Consider the following 20,734-nt stretch of genomic DNA (forward strand, 5'->3'; position numbering starts at 1 on the left):
CCTTCCGGACCCTGCCTGATCCGCGTTGTCGAGGCAGCCGAGGACGGCCGGTGATCGGGAGGCTCTCACCTTGCGAGGCACGGCGCCCGCCGCCGCTCCCTGATCCGGCCTGATCGACAAGACCCCCCTAGTGGTGGAATGCCGACCGGGGCTCGGTCGCCGGGGCCGGCGGGGGCGTGACGGTGAGGTGTTCCACCGCGTTGCGCAGGTCGGTGACGAGCAGGGCGATCTGGTCGCGGGTCACGCCGTGCCGGATCAGCACGCGCTGGATGACGGTGTCGTCGCGGTCGGCCGGCAGCGGGTACGAGGGAACCTGCCAGCCGCGCATCCGCAGTCGGTCGGAGAGGTCGTACAGGCTGAAGCCGGACGCGGCCTGGTCGGTGAGCCGGTAGGAGACGGCGGGGAGGCCGCCGGCGCCGTCGTACACGATGGTGAAGGGGCCCATCGCGGCGATCTCCCCGGCCAGGTACTGGGCGGTGTCGGCGCAGGCCTTCTGGACGCGCCGGTAGCCGCCGCGGCCGAGCCGCAGGAACAGGTAGTACTGCGCGATGACCTCGCCGCCGGGGCGGGAGAAGTTGAGGGCGAAGGTCGGCATGTCGCCGCCCAGGTAGTCCACGTCGAAGACGAGCTCCTTGGGCAGGAGATCGGCGGTGCGCCACACGATCCAGCCGACGCCGAGCGGGGCGAGCCCGTACTTGTGGCCCGAGGTGTTCACGGAGGCGACGCGCGGCAGCCGGAAGTCCCACACCACGTCGGGGTGGAGGAAGGGGGCGACGAAGCCGCCGCTGGCCCCGTCCACGTGGATCGGGACGTCCCAGCCGTGCTCGGCCTGGATCCGGTCGAGTTCGGCGGCGATGTCGGCGACGGGCTCGTAGTCGCAGGTGTAGGTGACGCCGAGGATGGCGACGACGCCGATGGTGTTCTCGTCGACGTACTCGGCGAGCTGATGGGGGCGCAGCCCGGTGGCATCCGCCTCAAGCGGGACCTGGCGCAGCTCGACGTCGAAGTAGCGGGCGAACTTCTCCCAGCAGATCTGGACCGGTCCGCACACCAGATTGGGCCGGTCGACGGGCAATCCCTGGGCCTGGCGGCGGGTGCGCCAGCGCCATTTGAGGGCGAGGCCGCCGAGCATGGCGGCCTCGCTGGATCCGGTGGTGGAGCAGCCGGTGGCCTCGCCGCCGGGCGGGGCGTTCCACAGGTCGGCCAGGATGTTGACGCAGCGCGCCTCGATCTCGGCCGTCTGCGGGTACTCGTCCTTGTCGATCATGTTCTTGTCGAGGCACAGGTTCATCAGGCGGTGCACGCCGTCGTCCGACCAGGTGGTGCAGAAGGTGGCCAGGTTCTGGGCCGCGTTGCCGTCGAGGAGGAGCTCGTTGCTGAGCAGCTCGTAGACCACCTCGGTGGGCGAGTGGTCGTCGGGCATCCGGTACTTGGGGAGGACCTGGCCGCTCAGTGCGGACGCGAACACGTCCGTGTCGGCGTCACCGGCGTGTACGTCTTTCGTCTCATGGAGAGCCATATCCGGACTATAGGTGACTGATCCTCACAAACATGTCTTTAGCCGCCTGGGTGGAGAATTCGGACGCGCCACCGAGAGCTTCCAGCCGACTCCACGGCGTGACCCCCTCCACGCCGACGACCTGCGACCGAACAACTTACTGTCCAGTACGCTTTCATATGAAAATCTTCCTGTCCGGGCCGCTGGAGCCGGTTCGGACGGGAAGATCGGCCAACTGGTTCTACGGGCAACTTATCCGCCGATGTCCGGATACCGGTCAACGCCCCGTGCGGTCCTGATAGTTCTTCGGCCCATGAACAAGATCACCCGCCGGCAGGCCTTGGGCACCGCAGCCGGCGCACTCTCAGCCCTCGGTATAGCCGGCGCCACCGCGCACGCGGCCGCCGCCGACTCCCGTGCCTCCATACCCGCCGGCACGGTCGACGAGGTGTACCAGGGCCGCCGCATCCAGATCACCCCGGGCCCGACCGGGGGCGGTCACCACGGCGGCCATCACGGCGGCGGCCACGACGGCCTGCCCACCGTCCGGATAGACGGACGCGAACTGCACGTCATGCGCAACGCCGACGGCACCTGGATCAGCGTGGTCAACCACTACGAGACCTTCGCCGATCCGGTCTCGCTCGCCCGCGCCGCGGTGCGCGAGCTCCAGGGCGCCGTCCTCGCCCCGTTCGCGCCCATGGGAGGCACGGCATGACCGTCCGCAAGAACCAGGCCGCCCTCACCGCCGAGGAGAAGCGCGCCTTCACCAACGCGCTGCTCGAACTCAAGCGCACCGGCGCGTACGACCGCTTCGTGACCACCCACAACGGGTTCATCATGAGCGACACCGACTCGGGCGACCGGGTGGGCCACCGCTCCCCCTCCTTCCTGCCCTGGCACCGCCGCTTCCTGCTGGAGTTCGAGGCCGCCCTGCAGAAAGTGGATCCGAAGGTTTCGCTCCCCTACTGGGACTGGACCGCGGACCGCACCTCCCGCTCCTCCCTCTGGGCCGCCGACTTCCTCGGCGGCACCGGCCGGGCCCGCGACGGGCAGGTCATGGACGGGCCGTTCGCGTACGCGACCGGGAAGTTCAACGTGAACGTACGGGTGGACGGGCGCGCCTACCTGCGCCGCGCGCTGGGCGAGGGCGTGGCCGAACTTCCGACCAAGGCCGAGGTGGAGGCCGTCCTCGCCATGCCGGTGTACGACATGGCGCCCTGGAACAGCTCCTCGAACGGCTTCCGCAACCACCTGGAGGGCTGGCGCGGCGCCAACCTGCACAACCGGGTGCACGTCTGGGTCGGCGGCCAGATGGCCACCGGGGTCTCCCCCAACGACCCGGTCTTCTGGATGCACCACGCCTACATCGACAAGCTGTGGGCCGAGTGGCAGGCCCGCAACCCGAAGTCGACGTACCTGCCGGCCGCCGGCACCGCCAACGTCGTCGACCTGCACGACACCATGCGGCCGTGGAACGACGTGACCCCGGCCGACATGCTGGACCACCGCAAGTTCTACACCTTCGACACCGAGCCGGCGGCGGCCAGCCAGCGGTAGTGCAGTTCGGGGCGCCCGACCTGCCCGTAGCGGGGGGTGCGGTCCGCCCGCCCGGTCTCCACCAGGTGCTCCAGGTAGCGGCGGGCCGTGATCCGGGAGATCCCGGCCGCCTCGGCCGTCCCCGCTGCGGTCAGCCCCTCGGGCGCCGCCCGCAGCAGCGCGCCGACCCGGTCCAGGGTCGGCGCGCTCAGCCCTTTCGGGAGCTCGGCGGGGCCCGGGGCGCGCAGGGCGGCGAGCGCCCGGTCCACGTCGTCCTGGCCTGCGGCCTCGCCCGCGGTGGCACGGAAGTCGGCGTAGCGCAGCAGCCGTTCGCGCAGCGTCGGGAAGGCGAACGGCTTCAGTACGTACTGGACCACGCCGAGCGAGACGCTCTCGCGCACCACGGCCAGGTCCCGCGCCGAGGTCACGACGATCACGTCCACGGGATGCCCGGAGGCCCGCAGCCGGCGGGCGAAGCGCAGCCCGTGCCCGTCGGGCAGGGTGAGGTCGAGCAGCAGCAGGTCGACCCGGGTCCGCTCCAGGACGCGGGTGGCCTCGGCGAGCGAGTGGACGGCGCCGACGGCGGTGAAGCCGGGCACGCGGCCGACGTACAGGGCGTGCGCGTCGGCGGCGACGGGGTCGTCCTCGACCACCAGCACCCGCACGTCGGGCGCCCCGGGGGCCTCGCGCGCCCGGCGTGCTCCGCGGGCTTCGTCGCTCATGCTGTCGGCTCCCTTCGCATGGGCAGTCGTACGGTGAACTCGGCTCCCCCGCCCGGCCCTTCGGCGGCGACCGCGCTGCCTCCGTGCCGGTGGGCCACCTGGCGCACCAGGGCGAGGCCGAGGCCGCGCCCCTCTCCCTTGCCCGACCAGCCGCGCAGGAACACGTCGGAGGCGGCACCCGCGGGCAGCCCGGGGCCGTTGTCGGCGACGCGGAGCAGCAGTCCGTCCCCGTCGGGCCGGACGGTGACCGCGATGCGGGCCCCGGGGACGCCGGTGAGAGCGTCGACGGCGTTGTCGAGGAGGTTGCCGACCACGGTGACGAGGTCCCGGGCGGGAAGGCTTCCGGTGCGGCCGTCGACGGCCCGGCTGTCGGGGGTGACGACCAGTTCGACTCCGCGCTCGTGCGCCTGGGCCGCCTTGCCGAGCAGCAGCGCCACCAGGACGGGCTCTCCTACGCCGGTGACGACCTCGTCGGTGAGGGCCTGGGCCAGCTGCAGTTCGGCGGTGGCGAATTCCACCGCCTCGTCCGCTCGGCCGAGCTCGATGAGGGAGACCACGGTGTGCAGCCGGTTGGCGGCCTCGTGGGCCTGGGAGCGCAGCGCCTCGGTGAAGCCGCGCTCCTGATCCAACTCACCGGTGAGCGACTGGAGTTCGGTGTGGTCGCGGAGGGTGACCACGGTGCCGCGGCGGCCGCCGCCCGCGACGGGCGAGCTGTTGAGGACGAGCACCCGGTCCGCGGTCAGGTGCACCTCGTCCACGCGGGGCCGGTCGGCGAGCAGGGCGCCGGTGAGCGGGGCGGGCAGTCCGAGGTCGGCGGCGCCGGCGCCCCGGACCTCCCCCCGCAGGCCGAGCAGTTCGCGTCCGGCGTCGTTGATCAGGGTGATCCGGCGCTGGCCGTCGAGCATGAGCAGGCCCTCGCGGACCCCGTGGAGGGCCGCCTGGTGGTAGTCGTACATCCGGCTGAGCTCGGCCGCGTTCATCCCGTGGGTGTGCCGGCGCAGCCGGGCGTTGACGACGTACGTGCCGGCGCCGCCGAGGGCGAGGGCGCCGGCCGCGACCCAGGCGAGTGCGGTGAGCTGCTCGGCGAGCCGGGCGCTGATCGCGCGGACGGTGATGCCGGCGCTGACCATGCCGGTCACCCGGCCGTCGTCGATGAGCGGGGTGACCACGCGGATGGAGGGCCCGAGGGTGCCGGTGTAGGTCTCGCTGAAGGTCTCGCCGCGCAGGGCGGGGGCGGTGTTCCCCATGAAGGGCTCGCCGATGCGGTGGGGGTCGGGGTGGGTCCAGCGCCGCCCGTCCGGGGCCATGATCGTCACGAAGTCCACCCCGGAGTCCACGCGGACGCGCTCTGCGTAGGGCTGGAGGGCGGCCGAGGGGTCGCCCCCGGCCGCGGCCCCGCGCACGGCCTCGCGTACGGACGGGGAGTCGGCGACGGCGCGGGCCACGGCCCCCGCCTGGCGCCGGGCGGCCTCCTCGGCCTGCCCGCGGGCGGTGGCGTACGCGAAGACCGCGCAGCCGGCCACGACCACGGCGACCAGCAGCACCTGCATGGCGAAGAGCTGGCCGGCGAGGCTGCGCGGAGGTCGGGGGAAACGGAACATGGCGCTCAGTGTGCACCGGGCCGTGAACTCAATGAACGCAAGGGTGACCGGGGTCACAGCCTCGGGCGATGGTCCTCCCGGGACGTATTCACCACCAGGAGGCGAGCCGTGGCCGGCAGACGCGACAAGACCCACTACCTGTACATCGCGGTGATCGCGGCGGTGCTCCTCGGCATCGCCGTCGGCTTCGCCGCACCCGGCACGGCCGTGGAGCTCAAGCCGCTGGGCACCGGCTTCGTGAACCTCATCAAGATGATGATCTCGCCCGTGATCTTCTGCACGATCGTGCTGGGCATCGGGTCGGTGCGCAAGGCCGCGAAGGTCGGCGCCGTGGGCGGCCTCGCCCTCGGCTACTTCATGATCATGTCCACGGTGGCGCTGGCGATCGGGCTCCTCGTCGGGAACCTGCTGGAGCCGGGCAGCGGACTGCACCTGACCGAGGCCGTCAAGCACGCCGGCGAGGCGCAGGCCAAGGCGGGCGGGGCGCAGAGCACGCCCGAGTTCCTGCTCGGGATCATCCCGACCACCCTGGTCTCCGCCTTCACCGGCGGGCAGGTGCTGCAGACACTGCTCGTGGCGCTGCTGTGCGGGTTCGCGCTCCAGGCCATGGGCACGGCGGGCGAGCCGCTGCTGCGCGGGATCGGGCACGTGCAGAAGCTGGTCTTCCGGGTGCTGGCGATGATCATGTGGGCGGCGCCGGTGGGCGCGTTCGGCGCGATCGCGGCGGTGGTCGGTGCGACCGGGATGGACGCGCTGAAGTCGCTGGCGGTCATCATGATCGGCTTTTACACGACCTGCCTGCTGTTCGTGTTCGTGGTGCTCGGCACCCTGCTGCGGGTGTGCACCGGGCTCAACGTGTTCTCGCTGCTGCGCTACCTGGGCCGCGAGTTCCTCCTGATCCTGTCGACCTCCTCCTCGGAGTCGGCGCTGCCGCGGCTGATCGCGAAGATGGAGCACCTGGGCGTCTCGAAGCCGGTGGTCGGCATCACGGTGCCGACCGGCTACTCGTTCAACCTGGACGGGACCGCGATCTACCTCACCATGTCCTCGCTGTTCATCGCGGAGGCCACGGGCAAGCCGCTGGCGATCGGCGAGCAGATCTCGCTGCTGCTGTTCATGATCGTGGCCTCGAAGGGCGCGGCGGGCGTGACGGGCGCCGGGCTCGCGACGCTGGCCGGCGGGCTGCAGTCGCACCGGCCGGAGCTCGTCGACGGGGTCGGGCTGATCGTGGGCATCGACCGGTTCATGAGCGAGGCCCGGGCGCTGACGAACTTCGCCGGCAACGCCGTGGCGACGGTGCTCATCGGCACCTGGACCAAGGAGTTCGACCGCGGGCGGGCCACCGAAGTCCTCGCGGGACGCCTGGAGTTCGACGAGACCACGCTGATCGACGACGGCCACGGCGCGGAGCTCCCCACCGTGCCCGCCCCGTCGCCGGCCGGCGCCAAGGACGGCGTACCGGTCTGACCGGAACGCCCGTCACGGGCCGGCCGGGCCGGGCTCGCCCCCACGGTGCCCGGGCCGGTCGGCCCTCACATCCCCTTCACACCGCCCTCATGCGGCCCCGTGGTCGATTTTCGGCCACGGGGCCGTTAAGTGTCGTGCGGTAAAAGGTACTTCCATACCGGGGCACGCGTCTGACATCTTGCGTCCACCACTCGTTTTCGTACGGCCCGGTAGGTGTCATGAGCACCTCCGGGCCGTCTTCGGAGGACGCATTGATACCCCACATATCCAGCCGACCTCGACGCACTCTCGTGCTGGCCGCCACTCTCGGTGCCGCACTCGCCTTCGGGGCCCCCGCCGCGCTCGCCGGCACGGCCCCGGTCTCCCCTTCCGGCCAGACCGTTCCCGCCGCCCCCGCCCAGGCGGCGGCCAAGGCCGCCGCGGCGCCGACCTCCCAGAGTGCGACCTGGGTTGCCGGCACCCGTGCCTACCTCGTGATCACCGCCCCCGGTGACAGCTCGGCGGTGCGTTCCGCCATCGCCGCCAACGGCGGCACCGTCTTCTCCAACTTCGACTCCATCGGCGTGATCGTCGCCCACTCCGCCTCCGCCGGCTTCGCCACGACGATGCGCGGGGTCAGCGGGGTCCAGCAGGTCGGCGCCACCCGTACCTCGGACGTCCCGGCCGACGCCTACAACCCGGCGCTGCCCGCCAACCCGGCCCAGTCGACGACCCCGGCCGGCGAGCCCGTCCGCGCCGACATGAGCCAGATCAAGGCGGACCAGGCCTGGGCCGTCACCACGGGCTCCTCCTCGGTCAAGGTCGGCATCCTGGACACCGGTGTGGACGACCAGCACCAGGACCTGGCGCCGAACTTCAACGCGGCCGACTCCGTCTCCTGCGCGTACGGCAAGCCGGACACCCGTACCGGCGCCTGGCGGGACGTGGACAGCCACGGCACGCACGTCGCGGGCACCATCGCGGCCGCCAAGAACGGCAAGGGCGTCGTCGGCGTGGCCCCGGGCGTGAAGATCTCCGCGGTCCGCGTCGCCGAGCCGGGCAACTCGTTCTTCTTCGCCGAGAACACCATCTGCGGCTTCGTGTGGGCCGGTGACCACGGTTTCAAGGTCACCAACAACAGCTACTACACGGACCCGTGGCAGTTCAACTGCCCGGACAACATCGACCAGGCCGCCATCATCGAGGGCGTCAAGCGCGCCCAGGAGTACGCGGAGGGCAAGGGCTCCCTGCAGATCGCCGCGGCGGGCAACGAGAACTACGACCTCGCCCACAAGACGACCGACACCGCGAGCCCGAACGACTCGACGCCGGTCACCCGCACCATCACCAACGCCTGCCTCGACATCCCGACCGAGCTCCCGGGCGTGGTCACGGTCGCGGCGAACGGCTCCGGCACCTCGAAGGCCTCGTTCTCCAACTTCGGCTCCGGCGTCATCGACGTCGCGGCCCCGGGCAGCGACGTCTACTCCACCGTGCCGGGCGGCAAGTACGGCACGAAGAGCGGTACGTCGATGGCCACCCCGCACGTGGTGGGCGTCGCGGCGCTGCTCGCCAGCACCAACCCGGGCATCACCCCGGCGCAGCTGCGCGACAAGCTGGCCACCCAGGCCAACGACATCGCCTGCCCCTCGGACAGCCGCTGCACCGGTACCGCGGCCAACAACTCGTTCTTCGGCGAGGGCCAGGTCGACGCGCTGAAGGCGGTCGGCTCCACGCCGCCCCCCGGGAAGTACTTCGAGAACCTCGGCGACTTCGCGATCAACGACAACGCGACCGTGGAGAGCCCGATCACCGTCAGCGGGGTGACCGGCAACGCGCCGGCCACCCTCAAGGTGGGCGTGGACATCAAGCACACCTACATCGGTGACCTGAAGGTGGACCTGGTGGCCCCGGACGGCACCGTCTACACCCTGAGCAACCGGGCCGGCGGCAGTGCGGACAACATCGTCCAGAGCTTCACCGTCAACGCCTCCTCCGAGGTCGCCAACGGCCTCTGGAAGCTCCGCGTGAACGACAACGCCAACTCGGACACCGGCAAGATCGACGCCTGGAACCTCACGTTCTGAGCGCCTGCGCTCTGAAGCGCTGACAGCGCGCGACTAAGGCCGCAGGACGTCGGCGAGCCAGTCGAAGACGACGTCGCAGTGCTGTTGCGGGGCCATCGGGGAGCAGTGCAACTGCGCCCCGATGGCCTCCGTCATTTTCACGTACGCGCGCTTCGAGCGCAGCAGGTCGTACATCTGCCGGGGCTGGCCGGGGTAGAACTGCTCGAAGTCGTAGTCGAGGACCAGAGTCGGCGCCTTGATCCGCGGTACGACCTTGGTGACGTCGAGGCCGATCGCGACCTGGGCCGGGGTCCAGAGGTCCTTGAACATCCGGCCGGCCCGCGCCTCGCGCAGCGCCTCCGGCGAGAAGACCTCGAAGCGCTTCTTGACGGTGTCGGCGAGCTCCGGGGTGAGTTCGGGGACGACCTCCTCGTTCCAGACGCGGTTGGTCTCCGCCTTGTCGGCGGTGACGACGTCACGGAGCTCCTTGTCGAAGCCGAGCCACGGGCTGAGCACGCCGGGCATGCACGCCACGGCTGCCAGCCGGTGCTCGAAGGCCGCGGCGCGGGCGACCAGGTTGCCGGCCATGCTGAGGCCGGTGATCGCGATCCGGCCGCTGTCCACGTCCTTTCGGGCGTCGAGCCAGTCGACGAGCGGGGCCACCACCTGTTCCCACCGGGTGGTGAAGGGGATCTCCTCCACGAACAGCAGCTGCCCCTGGCCCGGGCCGTCGTAGACGAGCGCGTTCCAGCCCCGGCCGAGGGCGGCCGCGACCCCGTAGGTCCACATGTCGACGTTCTGCCCGTCACTGCCGTTGGTGAGGATGACCGTCGGGCGGGGCTCCTCCGGGCCCTCGGGCCGGAAGAACCAGACCGGCAGCCGGGTCCTTCCGTACGGGACCTGCGCGCGGACGGCGGCCGGGGAGCAGAGCCGGCCGAAGGCGTCCCAGGCCTTGCGGCCGGCCAGGTAGAGGGCCTTCTCGTCGCCGGGGCTGCGGGTGCCGAGGACGTAGAACAGGGCCTGGGCGTAGTACTGGGCGGCGCGCAGCGAGCGGAACCGGCGGGTCTGCGAGGGCGCTTCGCCGCTGTCGCGGCCTGCGACCGGGGGCGCGGAGAGCCGGTCGCCCCAGGACCGGAAGGTGTCGGTGAAGGTCTGCGCGGACAGGCCCGCCGCGTTGATGGCGTTGACGGCGGTGAGCACCTCGCCGACCTCGGAGGCGCGCATGCCGGCCGCGCCGAGCGCGAGGAGCCCGGCGAAGTCGTATCCCGGGTCGTCGAAGAGCTTCATGGCCCCCGGCGCGGGATCGGGCGCCGCCGCGGCCGCCCGGGGCGTGGCCGCCGCGCAGCCTGCCGCGGCGCCGCCCGCGAGGACCCCGGCGCCTGCGGCGAGCCCGGTCAGGGCGGCGCGCCGGGACAGGCCCGCCGAGGGCCGCGAGGGGGTCCGCGACGGCGGCAGGGGCTCCGGATGCGGTGTGCGAGCATGCGTCATGCAGGGGACCGTAGGAGGCGGCCGCGGCGGACCGGTGCCCGCCACACCCCCGGCTGCTCCGGACGGCCCTGCCGGGTTACCTGGTGCGCAGTACGCAGTCCCCGCAGAGGCCGCCGCCGGGGACCCGGTAGTAGAGGCAGCAGCTGCGGCGCACGAACGCCACCCCGAGGCCCTCCTCGTGGATGAAGGTGCCGCTTCCGCCGAGCGCGCCGCCCTCGGCCAACAGCTCCGCGGCGAGGGATGCCGCCGGGGCGCCCGGCACCCGGTCGCTCAGCACCCGGACCGCTCCGACCAGCCCCGACGCGGCGTTGCCGCGCAGCACCTTGGGCGAGACCCCGTACCGCTCGCGCAGCGGCGCGTCCAGGGCCGCGAGATTGCCGAGCACGGTCGCCCCGAGCGAACGGACCGGCAGGTCCCCCCGGCCGGGCTCGGGCAGCCACAGCTCCAGCGAGCCCGCCCCGGGCAGCCGCCACCAGACCCGGTCGGCCCCCAGGTCCGGCACCCGCCCGCCCAGCGCGGCGCAGCCCAGCCCGATCGACCACAGCCGCGAGGCGATCCCGAACTGGGCGGTCGAGGCCGCGACGCGCCCCGGCCCGCTGCCGATCCGCCGCCCGACCTCGGCGACGTACGGCTCCAGCCGGGGCCCGTACAGCTCGCTCAACGGCCGGAAGCCGTCCCCGGGCGGTTCCTTCCCGTACGGGACGGTGAAGAAGGGCCCGACGGCGGCGAGTCGGCTCAGTACCAAGTCCATACGTGGATGATCCCAGGCGGTCCCGGGCAGTCCCGGGCGCCCTCAGGCGGTCCCGGGCGGTCCCGGGCGGTCCCGGGCGGCCTCAGGCGGCGGACTCGCGGATCACGGCGAGGGTACGGGCGGCCGTCTCGGCCATGGAGGTGCGCATCGCGGCGAGCCGGGACGCGGCGAACTCGCGCTCGAACTCGCCGCTGAACGTCAGGGTGAGGGCGCCGGACGGGTCCTCGTCGATGACGTTGTCGATGGTCCAGACCTCCTTCTCGTCCGAGCGGCGGAAGCTCACGCGGTGGCCGATGTCGAAGACCACGACCTCGCGGAAGCGGTCCCCGGCCCGGGCAATCTCCCGGACCAGGCCCTGCGGGTTCTCCGACAGGACCGTGCACTCGGTGATCGCCGGTACGCAGGGGCGCGGGTCGGCGGCCTTGGCCACCAGACCCGTCCACAGGTCGTCACGGCTCAGCTGGACCTGGTCCTCGGCCACGGGGTCGTTCACGGGCAGGGTGTACTCGATGCGGGTGACGGTCTCGGTCATGCCGGGCTCCCCTGTTTTCGATCTTGTCACGGGGCAACCAGCGTCGCAGACCGGGCATTCCCCGCAGCACCCCTAAGGTCCGACCATGGCGAAATCAGGGGGCCGGGGGCCTTGCGGTGTCACCTGCCGGGGCGTAGGCGGCCACCTGGAAGCCGGCCTTGCGGAGGCCGCCCTGCTTGGTGTCGTCGTGGGCGAAGACGAACGACTCGATCGGCACACCGCGTTCGGCGCTGAGCTGGGCGGCCAGCTCCTGGAGCACGACCGCCTCCAGCACCACGCGGACGGCGTCCGGGGCTGCGGGGAGGCGGATCACCGACAGGCTGTCCGACGGTTCGGCCTCGGCCGTCGTCAGCAGCAGCGTGAGGTGCCCGGCGGCGGCCAGTGACCGGGCCAGCTCGATCTCGCGGCCGTCGCCGAAGACGAGGTGCAGGGTGTCTCCGGCCGACTCCATCTCCCCGTGCAGGTAGTTGCGGGTCGTGGAGGCGGCCGCGGTCATCCGGACCACCTCGCGCAGCAGCAGCGCCCCCTCCTCTGCCGAGGCCCGCGAGGCGCCGGCCGCGACCGCGTCGGAGGCGATGCAGCGGGCGCCGCGCCCGCGCAGGCCCGCGACCACCTCGGCGGCCCGCCGGTGGACCGCGGTGGCCTGCTCGGCGATGCCGCCCCACGGGTCTCCCTCGCGGCCCGCGACGGCCCCCGCGACCAGATCGAGGGCGACGACGGCCCCCGTGTAGCCGATGGTCGAGGCGTACGAGTCGGGCTCGTTGCCGAGGTCCACGGTCAAGTCGGCGAGATCGCCGAGCGGCGACGGTACGACGTTGAGCAGCGCGGCCCTCGTGATGCCGGGGGCGGCGCTCCGTAAGGCGGCGATGGTCTCGCAGCTGCGGCCGCCCTGGGAGACGGCGATCAGGCAGTCGGTGTCGAAGCCGGCGGTGCCGGTCGCGATCTCGCTGGACAGCACGCGCTGGGTGACGACCCCGGCCGCGCGCAGCTGCTGCACGGGGACGGCGAGGGCTGCGTACGAGGCGCCCATGCCGGCGAACAGGGGGCGCCGGGCGGCGCGCAGGGCGGCGCACTCCGGGGAGGCGAGCCGGGTGCGGACGCGGGCGGCGATCCGGGCGAGGGCGGCGCCCTGGCCGGCCTGGCCCTCGATGAAGGTGATGCGGGATCCGGACATGGTGGGGGTTTCTCGTCTTTCCTGGAGGTCCTGTGGCGGTCTGCGAAGGTCGGCGCGGGTTCCCGAAGGCCCCCGCGGCAACAGTGCGTTGGAGGGACGGTAGGGGGCGGGAAGCGGGGGTGGGCGCCGCCCTCCCCGTCCTCCCCGCCCTCACGGCCCCGGGACGCCCGCTCGAATGCCGCGACCGCCCATCGGAAGGGCCCGTGGCGGAGCGCGGCCCGGGCCCGGCCGGTCGGGATCAGCAGCCGGGGTTCGGTGGCGGTGCCGTGGTTGACGGCGCGGTCGATCATCGTCGCCGCCCCGCCCCCGACCAGGCCCCGACCCGGTCCGCACGGCGCCCGCGACGGACCGGCGCGGCTGCGGTCGACGGTGGCGCAGGGCGACGAGGGCCGCCGGCCGCGGACGGCCGTGCGGACGGCCCTCAGGAGGGTCCGGCGCCCCCGTGCGGCGCCCCTCGGCGCCGTGGTCCCGCGGGCCTCGCGGCGACGGTCCCGCAGCCCTGCGCCGGACACATCACCGACGGCCATATGTTCGATGTCACGGCGGCCCGGTCGAGGCCCCGGAAACATCGGCGCGCCCGCGCTCGGGGCCGCCGTGCGGCCCGCCTGGGGTTCCTGACATCGGTGCAGGTCAGAGGCACTTCGTACGCCGATCGGAGGCCGTCGGGGCAGCCGTCCGGGGGGTCCGTGCGGCGCGCCGGAACGGATGTCCGCGGATGAGGATTACGGGGGCTCCGGGGCGGGGACCAAAGTCATCGAAAAACATGGCCGCGGCGTTGCCAATTTGGGGGTTCATGAGAGCACATTTAGGGGCTACATTGAGCCACTCGCGTTCACCTGACAGCCCGTTGCCTTTCACCCGTGTTTTGCGCGGGGGGCGACGTCAGGAGCGCACACTGTGCAACCACCCCACCGCCCAGAAGGACCGAAGGCTCCGTGCCCGTACCCGTACTCCTCGCCGGCCGCACCGTGCGGCTCGAGCCCCTCGCCCCCCGCCACACCGAGGCCTTGGCCGTGGCCGGGGCCGAGGATCGTACGACTTACGCCTTCACCCCCGTACCCCATGGGGTGCAGGCGTCCCACGAGTACATCGACCGCGCCCTCGCAGATCAGGCGGCGGGTCGATCGCTCCCCTTCGCGGTGGTCAGAGCCACCGACGGCCGGGTCGTCGGTTCGACCCGGTTCCTGGAGCTCGACTACTGGCAGGGACCACTGGTGTGGCCTGCCGTGCCGGGCGTCCCGTTCGGTGATCCGGCGACGGCGGTCCCCGATGCCGCCGAGATCGGCAATACCTGGCTGTCCCCGGGCGCCCAGGGGACGGGCATCAACACGGAGGCGAAGCTGCTCATGCTCCGCCATGCCTTCGAGACCTGGGGCGTGCGCCGCATCTCACTGCGCGCCGACGCCCGCAACGGGCGCTCGCGGGCCGCGATGGAGCGGCTCGGGTTCACCTGCGAGGGGGTCCGCCGGGCCCATTCGCGGGGTCTCGACGGCGCCGTGCGCAGCACCGCCTTCTACTCGATCCTCGACGAGGAGTGGCCGACCGTACGGTCGATCATCGAGCTGAAGCTGTCGGCGGGCGCCCCGCGCAAGCGGCGCCGCAAGACACTGGTCCCGGCGTAACGGTCCTGCGATCCCGCGTTCGGCGCAGCGGTCCCGTCGGCCCTGCCCCGCCCCTTCCTCCCGGCGTCAGCCGAGGAAGGCCGGGGCGAGGGCCGATGCCATCAGCGGGGCCGGGGCGCCGCTGCCGTCAGCCGGCAGCGCGTACAGGTCGGCGCCGAAGTCGCCGGGCAGGGAGTAGACGACCGTCTTGTCATCCGTCCACACCACCTGGTCGTCCACGCTGCGCTCCTCGGCGAGCGGGGTCTCCCGCATCGAAGCCAGGTCCAGGACGTACAGCCGCCACGGGGCGTCCGGTGACAGGCCGGGAACCCGCTTCTTGAACACCAGCCGGGTCCCGTCGGGTGACAGCGACGGGCATTCCAGGTTCTCGCGCAGCGTGGTCACGGTGCGTTCGGCGAGGTCACCGCGGACCAGGTAGGTCTGGCCTCCGGTGGCGAGCGTCGCGTAGAAGGTCCGCTCGTCGGCGGCGAAGGTCACGCCCCAGAAGTTGACGTCGGCGTTGCGGTACGCCTTGCCGTCCTTGCGGATCTCGAAGTCCTCCAGAGTGGCGTCGAACGTGCCGGTGCGCAGGTCGAGCAGGGAGGTCCGGGTGGAGAAGTTCGTCCCGGCGTACGAGTCCCCGCCGACGAAGACCGTCCAGGCGGCGAGGTGGCCGCCGGGCGAGACCCGGGCGCGGGTGGGGATGCCGGCCAGCGGGTGCGCGGAGACCTCCTTCAGGTGGGCGTCGAGGACGACGGCCCGGTAGCTCTCCTGGACCCCGCCCTTGTCGGCCTGGAGGCAGATGCCGGTGCCGGCCGCGGAGTGGAAGCGCAGGCAGCTCACTCCGGAGGCGGTACGGGGGCCGTGGGGCGCGTCGGCGGGGACGGTGGCGAGCTCGTCGCGGTGCGGGCCCCATGCCATGTTCCGGAACACGATCCGCCGTTCGCCCCCGTCCGGGGCCAGGGAGACCTCGCCCCGGGTGATCTGCGGCCCGCCGGCCTGGGTCCGGTTCTTCTCGTCGGCCCGCGAGGAGGCCCGTACGACGGCGAGCACCCCCACCGAGGCGAGCAGGACGACGGCGCAGACGAGGATCAGGATCCGGCGTGGGAGGGTCATGGGCGGGGCCTTTCGGGGATGTGGGGGAACGTCGGAGGCGGCCGAGCGGGGTCAGTCGGCCGGCGGCTCGGCGGCCATCGCGTCGGCGGGCCGGAGCCGGGCGCACGCGCCGGCCGCGGCGGCCAGCAGTACGGCCGCGACCGCGAGGGCCGGGCGGGGGCCCCAGACGGTCCAGGCGGCGCCGAAGCCCAGTGATGCGGCGAAGCGGGCGAGGGCCTGGCCGGTCTGGACGAGGGCGAGGCCGCCGCCGCGGTGCTCCTCGGGGACCGCTCCGGCGGCCGCGGCCATCAGGACGCCGTCGGTGGCCGCGTAGAAGCCGCCGTGCAGCAGGAGCACGGCGTACGGCAGGACTGCGGCGGGGGCGTGACCCGGCCCGCCCGCCAGCAGCAGCCCGTACGCGAGGAGCAGCGCGAGGTGGCCGCCGAGGAAGACGCGCCAGCGGCCGATCCGGTCGGCGAGCCGGCCGAGCGGCAGCGCGAGGAGGAAGAACGCGGCGGCCGTGCCCAGCGGCAGCAGCGCGAACCAGCGGTCGGCGATCCCGGTGGCGCGCTGGAGCAGCAGGAAGACGAAGGCGTCGCTGACGGTGCACAGCCCGAGCAGCAGGGCGCACAGGCTGATCCGGCGCAGGTCTCGGCGGCCCAGCAGCCCGAAGGCGGCGCGCAGTGAGACGGGCTCTGCGCCGGTCGCCGGCTCGGTGCGCCGGCCGGGGACGAACAGGACGAGCACCAGCACGCCGAGGGCTGCGACGCAGGCGCTGACCGTGAAGACGGCGTCGTAGCCGTCGGCGGCGCCGCGCAGGATCAGGAAGGCGAGGATCGGTCCGATCAGGGCGCCGGCGGTGTCCATGGCCCGGTGGACTCCGAAGGCCCGGCCGCGGTCCTCGGGGGCGGCGGCCAGGGAGATCAGCGCGTCGCGCGGGGCGGTGCGCAGGCCCTTGCCGGTGCGGTCGAGGGCGAGGACGGCGCCGATGGCGGGGAGGGTGTGGGCGAGCAGGAGCAGGGGCTTGCAGAGGGCTGAGAGGCCGTAGCCGAGGCCGGCGAGGGCCTTGTGGCGGCCGAGGCGGTCGCCGAGGTGGCCCCCGGTGAGCCGGACCAGGGCGCTGATGCCGTTGTAGATCCCGTCGAGCAGCCCGAAGCCGAGCGGGGTCAGGCCGAGGCCGGCGACGAGGTAGAGCGGGAGCACGGCCGTGACCATCTCGGAGGAGACGTCGGTGATCAGGCTGACCGTGCCGAGGGCGAGGACCGTGGGGGCGAGCGCGGCGCGCCGCCCCGGGCGGATGCCCGGGACGGCGGCCTGCTGCTCGGGGGTCACGGCGGGCGCGGGGGTACCGCGGCTGTCCGCAACGTACATGGTCAGGAAGCCCAGATCCCCGTGATGTCCTTGGCGCCGGCCGCGTTCCCGGCGTGGGTGGTCAGGCCGGCCAGGCCTTCCAGGGTGCGCAGCATGTCGTAGTGGTTGTAGGTGGTGGACGACGTGCTGCCGGGGGTGACGGGCTGGCCGTAGAGCACGGTGGGGATCTTGTTGCCCGCGAGCCGGTTGTCCTCGTCGAAGGTGACGACGAGGAGGCTGTTGTGGGTCTTCGCCCAGTCCGCGTAGGCCTTGAGGTTGTTCTTCAGCCAGGTGTCGCCGGTGCCGACGGAGCAGTCGTGCATGTCGCTGCACAGGTTCGGGACGACGAAGGACACCTTGGGCAGGGTGGTGTAGTCCGTCGGGAACTGGGTCATGGTCTTCGCGGTGCTGGTGGGGACGTTGGAGAAGGCGAACCAGGGGTTGTGCTTGCGGGCGTAGTTGCCGCTGCTGCAGGTGGTGGAGCCCTGGCTGGGGAGGGTCTCGTTGTAGCTGGCCCAGCTCTTGCCCGCGGCGATGAGCTCGGAGGCCAGGTTGGGCGCGGAGCTGAAGCCGGGCGTGTAGCAGCTGTCGCCGGTGACGCCCTGGTTGGAGCCCGAGAACAGCTGGAGGTAGTTGGGCTGGCTGGGGTGGGTGATGCCGAACGACTGCGTGAGGTTGGCACCGCCGCTCTTGAGGGAGTTGATGTAGGGGGCGCTGGAGCTGCCGATGACCTGGTCGTAGGCGTGGTTCTCGAAGACCGCGACGACGACGTGGTCGGGGGCGGGCAGGCCCGCCGCGTGCGCGGGCTGGGCGGCGCCGAGGCCGGCCCACAGGGCCGTGCCGGCGGCGGTGAGGCCGAAGGCGGTGGCAAGGGCGGTCTTGCGGGCGGACCGTGATGAGGTCATGCCAAACACGGAAGGTACCTCCGGGCAGGGGGGTCGGGTGGCGGCGCGCAGGCACCATACCCACGGGCATGTGCATGGGCCAGGGACAGTCGGCTAACAGACCGGGAACTCCGGTTGCCCTGACGGTGTTCGGCAACGCCCTGGCCTACGGCAACCCAAGAGCTGGGAAAAAGGGGAACCAGGCAGCACGTAGGCTCATCCTTCGAACAGAAGAGACCACCCCCAGACGGGGAAAAGACCATCCCCCGACGGGGCAGCACCAGCCGGAGAGCAACCGCACATGTCGTACTCACCCGACGGACAGCACCAGCCGTACCGGTCGGAAGGGCAGTACCAGCAGCAGCCCTACGGCGCTTCGTACACGCAGCAGTACGAACCCCAGTACCAGCCCGAGCCCCCGTACGGGCCACCCCAGCCGCCGTACAACGAGCCGGAGGAGCCCTGGCACGAGGAGCGGCGCCCGCGCCGGGGCAGGCGCTGGCTGATCGCGGGTGTCACCGTCCTCGCGCTCGCCGGCATAGCCGCGGGGGTGATGTGGCACTTCGAGATACCCCCCTTCACCGACAAGGGCAAGGACGTCTCCTTCGGCCAGGGGGCCGCGGGCGGCGGCCAGGCGGGTGGCACGGGCGGCGCGGCCAAGCAGGCGGCCAACTCCAAGGCCCTGATGCCCACCAACCCGACGGCCGTGTTCAAGAACTCCATGACCCTGGGCGACGGCACGCACGTGGCCGTGACCACGCTGGACGGCAAGAAGTCCGGCTTCAAGGGCAAGGTGTGGGTCTGGGCTCCCAAGGAGTACAACGACCCGAAGTTCGCCAAGAGCGGCTTCCCCGTGATGATCGCCCTGCCCGGCGGCGCCGGCTACCCGAACAACTACTGGATGGGCACCGACCTGGGGCTCCAGACCAGCATCAGCAAGTGGTACGCCGAGGGCAAGAGCAAGCCGTTCATCCTCGCCATGCCGGTGCTGAACCCGGGCCCGGACGACAAGGGCATCTACTGGGACGGCTCCGACATCCCCGACCAGCCGAAGATGGGCACCTGGCTGACCGAGGACGTCCCGGACCTGATGAAGGAGAACTTCCGCACCATCAAGTCCCGTGACGGCTGGGCCTACATGGGCTCCTCCACCGGCGGCTTCGCGAGCCTGAAGGCCGTGCTCAAGTACCCGGAGAAGTTCAAGGCCGCGATCTGCTCCGGCCCGGACATCGTGCCCGACTCCTCGCTGTGGAAGGGCCACGACAAGGAGAAGGCCGAGAACAACCCGGAGCTCCTGGCGAAGGCCCTGATCGACAAGAAGGGCTCGCCGGACGTCTACCTCGCCTTCCAGGTCGGCGACAACGAGAACAACAAGAAGACGCTGCCCGATGTGCAGAAGTTCGTCGCGACGTACGGCAAGGGGCCGATCCACACCAGCCTGAGGGTCATCCCCGGCGGCCAGCACAACGCCAAGACCTACGTCCCGAACATGGGCGAGGGCCCGATCCAGTTCATCAGCAAGGTCATGGAAGGACCCGTGGAGTAACCACCGGTACGGACGACTCCTCGCGCCGCGGCCCGCCGAACACCATCGGCGGGCCGTCGCCGTCCCAGGCCGCCCAGCCCGGGTCCCCGGTCACCGCGAAGCGCACCCAGGCCGCGTGCATCCGGTCGGCCAGCTCCTGCGGGGCGTCCGGCCCGGCCAGCCACGAGGCCTCCGGCACGTCGAGGGTGTCGAACACGAAGCCCAGCTCCAGGGCGTGGCAGGCACCGAGGCCCGGTACGCCCGACGGCCAGCCGAACTCGTACAGGAAGCTGGGAGCGGACCGCGGCGCCCCGGCGAGGCGGCGCAGCGGATCGCGCAGCAGCCGGTCGGTGAGCAGCTGCCCCGCGAGCTCGGCCGGGCCCGCTCCGGGCGTTGCGGCGCGCAGCGCCCGAACGGCGGCCCCGTCCTTCCCGCTGCGGGCGCGGGCCAGGGCCAGGGTGAGCGGACCGAGCCGGTCCATCAGCGGCAGGGCGCCGACGGGGGCGAGCCAGAGCCGGTACTCCTCGGTGGTCCAGCCCAGCAGCAGCGGTACGTCCGACGCCCTCGCGGCCTCCAGCGGGTCCGCGGGGAGCGTGTCCGGGTCGGCGACCAGGCCGAAGGCCGGGCCTCCGGTGAGCGGGCTGGTGCGCCGCAGCACGGCGGCCTGGGCGGCGAGCAGGTCGGGCAGGGCGGTGGCGCCGAAGGCGGCGGCGGTCGCGGGCACCTTGAGCAGCGAGGCCATCCGCCGGACCATGGCGCGCACCTTCTCGCGGGGCAGCACCTCGGGGGCGCCGCTCTGCAGGGCGGCCTGCGCGAAGAGCCCGGCGGCGCGCGGGGCGCCGAGCAGGGCCCCGACGCTGATGGCTCCGGCGGACTCTCCGAAGACGGTGACGCGGGCGGGGTCCCCGCCGAAGGCCTCGATGTTCTCCCGGACCCAGGTCAGGGCGGCGATCTGGTCGAGCAGCCCGCGGTTGGCCGGGGCGTCGGGGAAGAGCCCGTAGCCGAGGACGCCCAGGCGGTAGTTGACGGAGACCAGCACCACCCCGTCGCGGGCGAAGGCGGAGCCGTCGTAGACGGGGACGGCCGAGGAGCCGCGGGTGAGCGCCCCGCCGTGCAGCCACACCATGACGGGCAGCCGGGCACCGGGGGCCGGCTCCGGGGTCCACACGTTGAGGTTCAGGCAGCCCTCCCCGGGGACCTCCGGGTCGGGCAGCAGGGCGGCGAACTTCGGCGGGTAGGGCACCTTGGGGGCGGTGGGCCCGAAGGCGCCGGCGTCGCGCACGCCGTCCCAGGCGGCCGGCGGTGCGGGCGCGGCGAAGCGAAGCGCCCCGACGGGCGGGGCGGCGTACGGGATGCCCCGGAAGGAGGCGATCCCGCCGGGCCCGGTCCGGCCCTCGACGACTCCGTACCCGGTCCTGACCCGGGGCCGGCCGCTGCCGCCCGCTGCGCTCATCGCTTCCTC

Annotated in this window: 17 protein-coding genes; 6 read left to right on the top strand and 11 right to left on the bottom strand. The window is 72.6% G+C overall.

What is annotated here, in order from left to right; all coding sequences use genetic code 11:
• Positions 1–127 precede the first annotated feature (127 nt).
• On the bottom strand, positions 128–1,519 hold the full coding sequence (locus ACIBAD_RS15570) for a glutamate decarboxylase (protein ID WP_134069220.1): 1,392 nt from the start codon (positions 1,517–1,519) through the stop codon (positions 128–130).
• A 292-nt stretch (positions 1,520–1,811) separates the two neighbouring features.
• On the opposite strand from ACIBAD_RS15570, the gene ACIBAD_RS15575 reads away from it, so the two are divergent.
• Together ACIBAD_RS15575 and ACIBAD_RS15580 are read left to right on the top strand one after the other, a co-directional pair.
• A complete protein-coding gene (locus ACIBAD_RS15575) occupies positions 1,812–2,216 on the top strand; it encodes a tyrosinase family oxidase copper chaperone (protein ID WP_134069221.1) in 405 nt (134 codons plus the stop codon).
• Positions 2,213–3,058: a tyrosinase family protein gene (locus ACIBAD_RS15580; protein WP_134069222.1), complete on the top strand. Its 846-nt coding sequence runs from the start codon at positions 2,213–2,215 to the stop codon at positions 3,056–3,058. The genes ACIBAD_RS15575 and ACIBAD_RS15580 overlap by 4 nt, the downstream gene beginning before the upstream one ends.
• On the opposite strand, the gene ACIBAD_RS15585 is transcribed toward ACIBAD_RS15580, so the two are convergent.
• A complete protein-coding gene (locus ACIBAD_RS15585) occupies positions 3,016–3,759 on the bottom strand; it encodes a response regulator (protein WP_134069223.1) in 744 nt (247 codons plus the stop codon). The genes ACIBAD_RS15580 and ACIBAD_RS15585 overlap by 43 nt on opposite strands.
• Positions 3,756–5,360: an ATP-binding protein gene (locus ACIBAD_RS15590; protein ID WP_398907062.1), complete on the bottom strand. Its 1,605-nt coding sequence runs from the start codon at positions 5,358–5,360 to the stop codon at positions 3,756–3,758. The genes ACIBAD_RS15585 and ACIBAD_RS15590 overlap by 4 nt, the downstream gene beginning before the upstream one ends.
• A gap of 108 nt (positions 5,361–5,468) precedes the next feature.
• On the opposite strand from ACIBAD_RS15590, the gene ACIBAD_RS15595 reads away from it, so the two are divergent.
• Both ACIBAD_RS15595 and ACIBAD_RS15600 read left to right on the top strand, forming a co-directional pair.
• Positions 5,469–6,827, top strand: coding sequence for a cation:dicarboxylate symporter family transporter (locus ACIBAD_RS15595; protein WP_134069224.1), 1,359 nt, complete (start codon positions 5,469–5,471; stop codon positions 6,825–6,827).
• Positions 6,828–7,117: 290 nt separating this feature from the next.
• Positions 7,118–8,893, top strand: coding sequence for a S8 family peptidase (locus ACIBAD_RS15600; RefSeq protein ID WP_398907065.1), 1,776 nt, complete (start codon positions 7,118–7,120; stop codon positions 8,891–8,893).
• A gap of 33 nt (positions 8,894–8,926) precedes the next feature.
• On the opposite strand, the gene ACIBAD_RS15605 is transcribed toward ACIBAD_RS15600, so the two are convergent.
• From ACIBAD_RS15605 to ACIBAD_RS15620, 4 genes are all read right to left on the bottom strand, one after another.
• On the bottom strand, positions 8,927–10,360 hold the full coding sequence (locus tag ACIBAD_RS15605; RefSeq protein ID WP_398907067.1) for an alpha/beta hydrolase family protein: 1,434 nt from the start codon (positions 10,358–10,360) through the stop codon (positions 8,927–8,929).
• Between the two features lie 76 nt (positions 10,361–10,436).
• On the bottom strand, positions 10,437–11,111 hold the full coding sequence (locus tag ACIBAD_RS15610) for a (2Fe-2S)-binding protein (protein ID WP_134069225.1): 675 nt from the start codon (positions 11,109–11,111) through the stop codon (positions 10,437–10,439).
• 82 nt (positions 11,112–11,193) lie between these two features.
• Entirely contained in the window at positions 11,194–11,643 is a 450-nt protein-coding gene (locus ACIBAD_RS15615; protein WP_134069226.1) for an SRPBCC family protein, read from the bottom strand.
• Positions 11,644–11,737: 94 nt separating this feature from the next.
• Complete coding sequence (locus ACIBAD_RS15620) at positions 11,738–12,817, bottom strand: SIS domain-containing protein (RefSeq protein ID WP_398907070.1); 1,080 nt, start codon at positions 12,815–12,817, stop codon at positions 11,738–11,740.
• A 935-nt stretch (positions 12,818–13,752) separates the two neighbouring features.
• Here ACIBAD_RS15620 and ACIBAD_RS15625 point away from each other — a divergent pair.
• On the top strand, positions 13,753–14,439 hold the full coding sequence (locus ACIBAD_RS15625; protein ID WP_134069227.1) for a GNAT family N-acetyltransferase: 687 nt from the start codon (positions 13,753–13,755) through the stop codon (positions 14,437–14,439).
• 66 nt (positions 14,440–14,505) lie between these two features.
• Here ACIBAD_RS15625 and ACIBAD_RS15630 read toward each other — a convergent pair whose 3' ends face one another.
• Genes ACIBAD_RS15630 through ACIBAD_RS15640 form a run of 3 tightly spaced genes read right to left on the bottom strand, consistent with a single transcriptional unit; the run spans position 14,506 to position 17,768 of the window.
• Positions 14,506–15,534: a hypothetical protein gene (locus ACIBAD_RS15630; protein WP_134069228.1), complete on the bottom strand. Its 1,029-nt coding sequence runs from the start codon at positions 15,532–15,534 to the stop codon at positions 14,506–14,508.
• 51 nt (positions 15,535–15,585) lie between these two features.
• Complete coding sequence (locus ACIBAD_RS15635) at positions 15,586–16,884, bottom strand: MFS transporter (protein WP_398907073.1); 1,299 nt, start codon at positions 16,882–16,884, stop codon at positions 15,586–15,588.
• A 2-nt stretch (positions 16,885–16,886) separates the two neighbouring features.
• Positions 16,887–17,768: an alkaline phosphatase family protein gene (locus tag ACIBAD_RS15640; RefSeq protein WP_398907075.1), complete on the bottom strand. Its 882-nt coding sequence runs from the start codon at positions 17,766–17,768 to the stop codon at positions 16,887–16,889.
• A 280-nt stretch (positions 17,769–18,048) separates the two neighbouring features.
• On the opposite strand from ACIBAD_RS15640, the gene ACIBAD_RS15645 reads away from it, so the two are divergent.
• Positions 18,049–19,293 (top strand): alpha/beta hydrolase, encoded by a 1,245-nt coding sequence (locus ACIBAD_RS15645; RefSeq protein WP_398907077.1) that lies wholly within the window; start codon positions 18,049–18,051, stop codon positions 19,291–19,293.
• Here the strand turns inward: ACIBAD_RS15645 and ACIBAD_RS15650 are convergent.
• Positions 19,271–20,725 carry a carboxylesterase/lipase family protein gene (locus ACIBAD_RS15650; RefSeq protein WP_398907079.1) on the bottom strand — a complete coding sequence of 485 codons (1,455 nt, stop codon included), beginning with the start codon at positions 20,723–20,725 and terminating at the stop codon, positions 19,271–19,273. The two genes, ACIBAD_RS15645 and ACIBAD_RS15650, sit on opposite strands and share 23 nt — an antisense overlap.
• Between the last annotated feature and the right edge of the window lie 9 nt (positions 20,726–20,734).

It is taken from the genome of Streptomyces sp. NPDC051109, assembly GCF_044455885.1.
GTDB lineage: Bacteria > Actinomycetota > Actinomycetes > Streptomycetales > Streptomycetaceae > Streptomyces.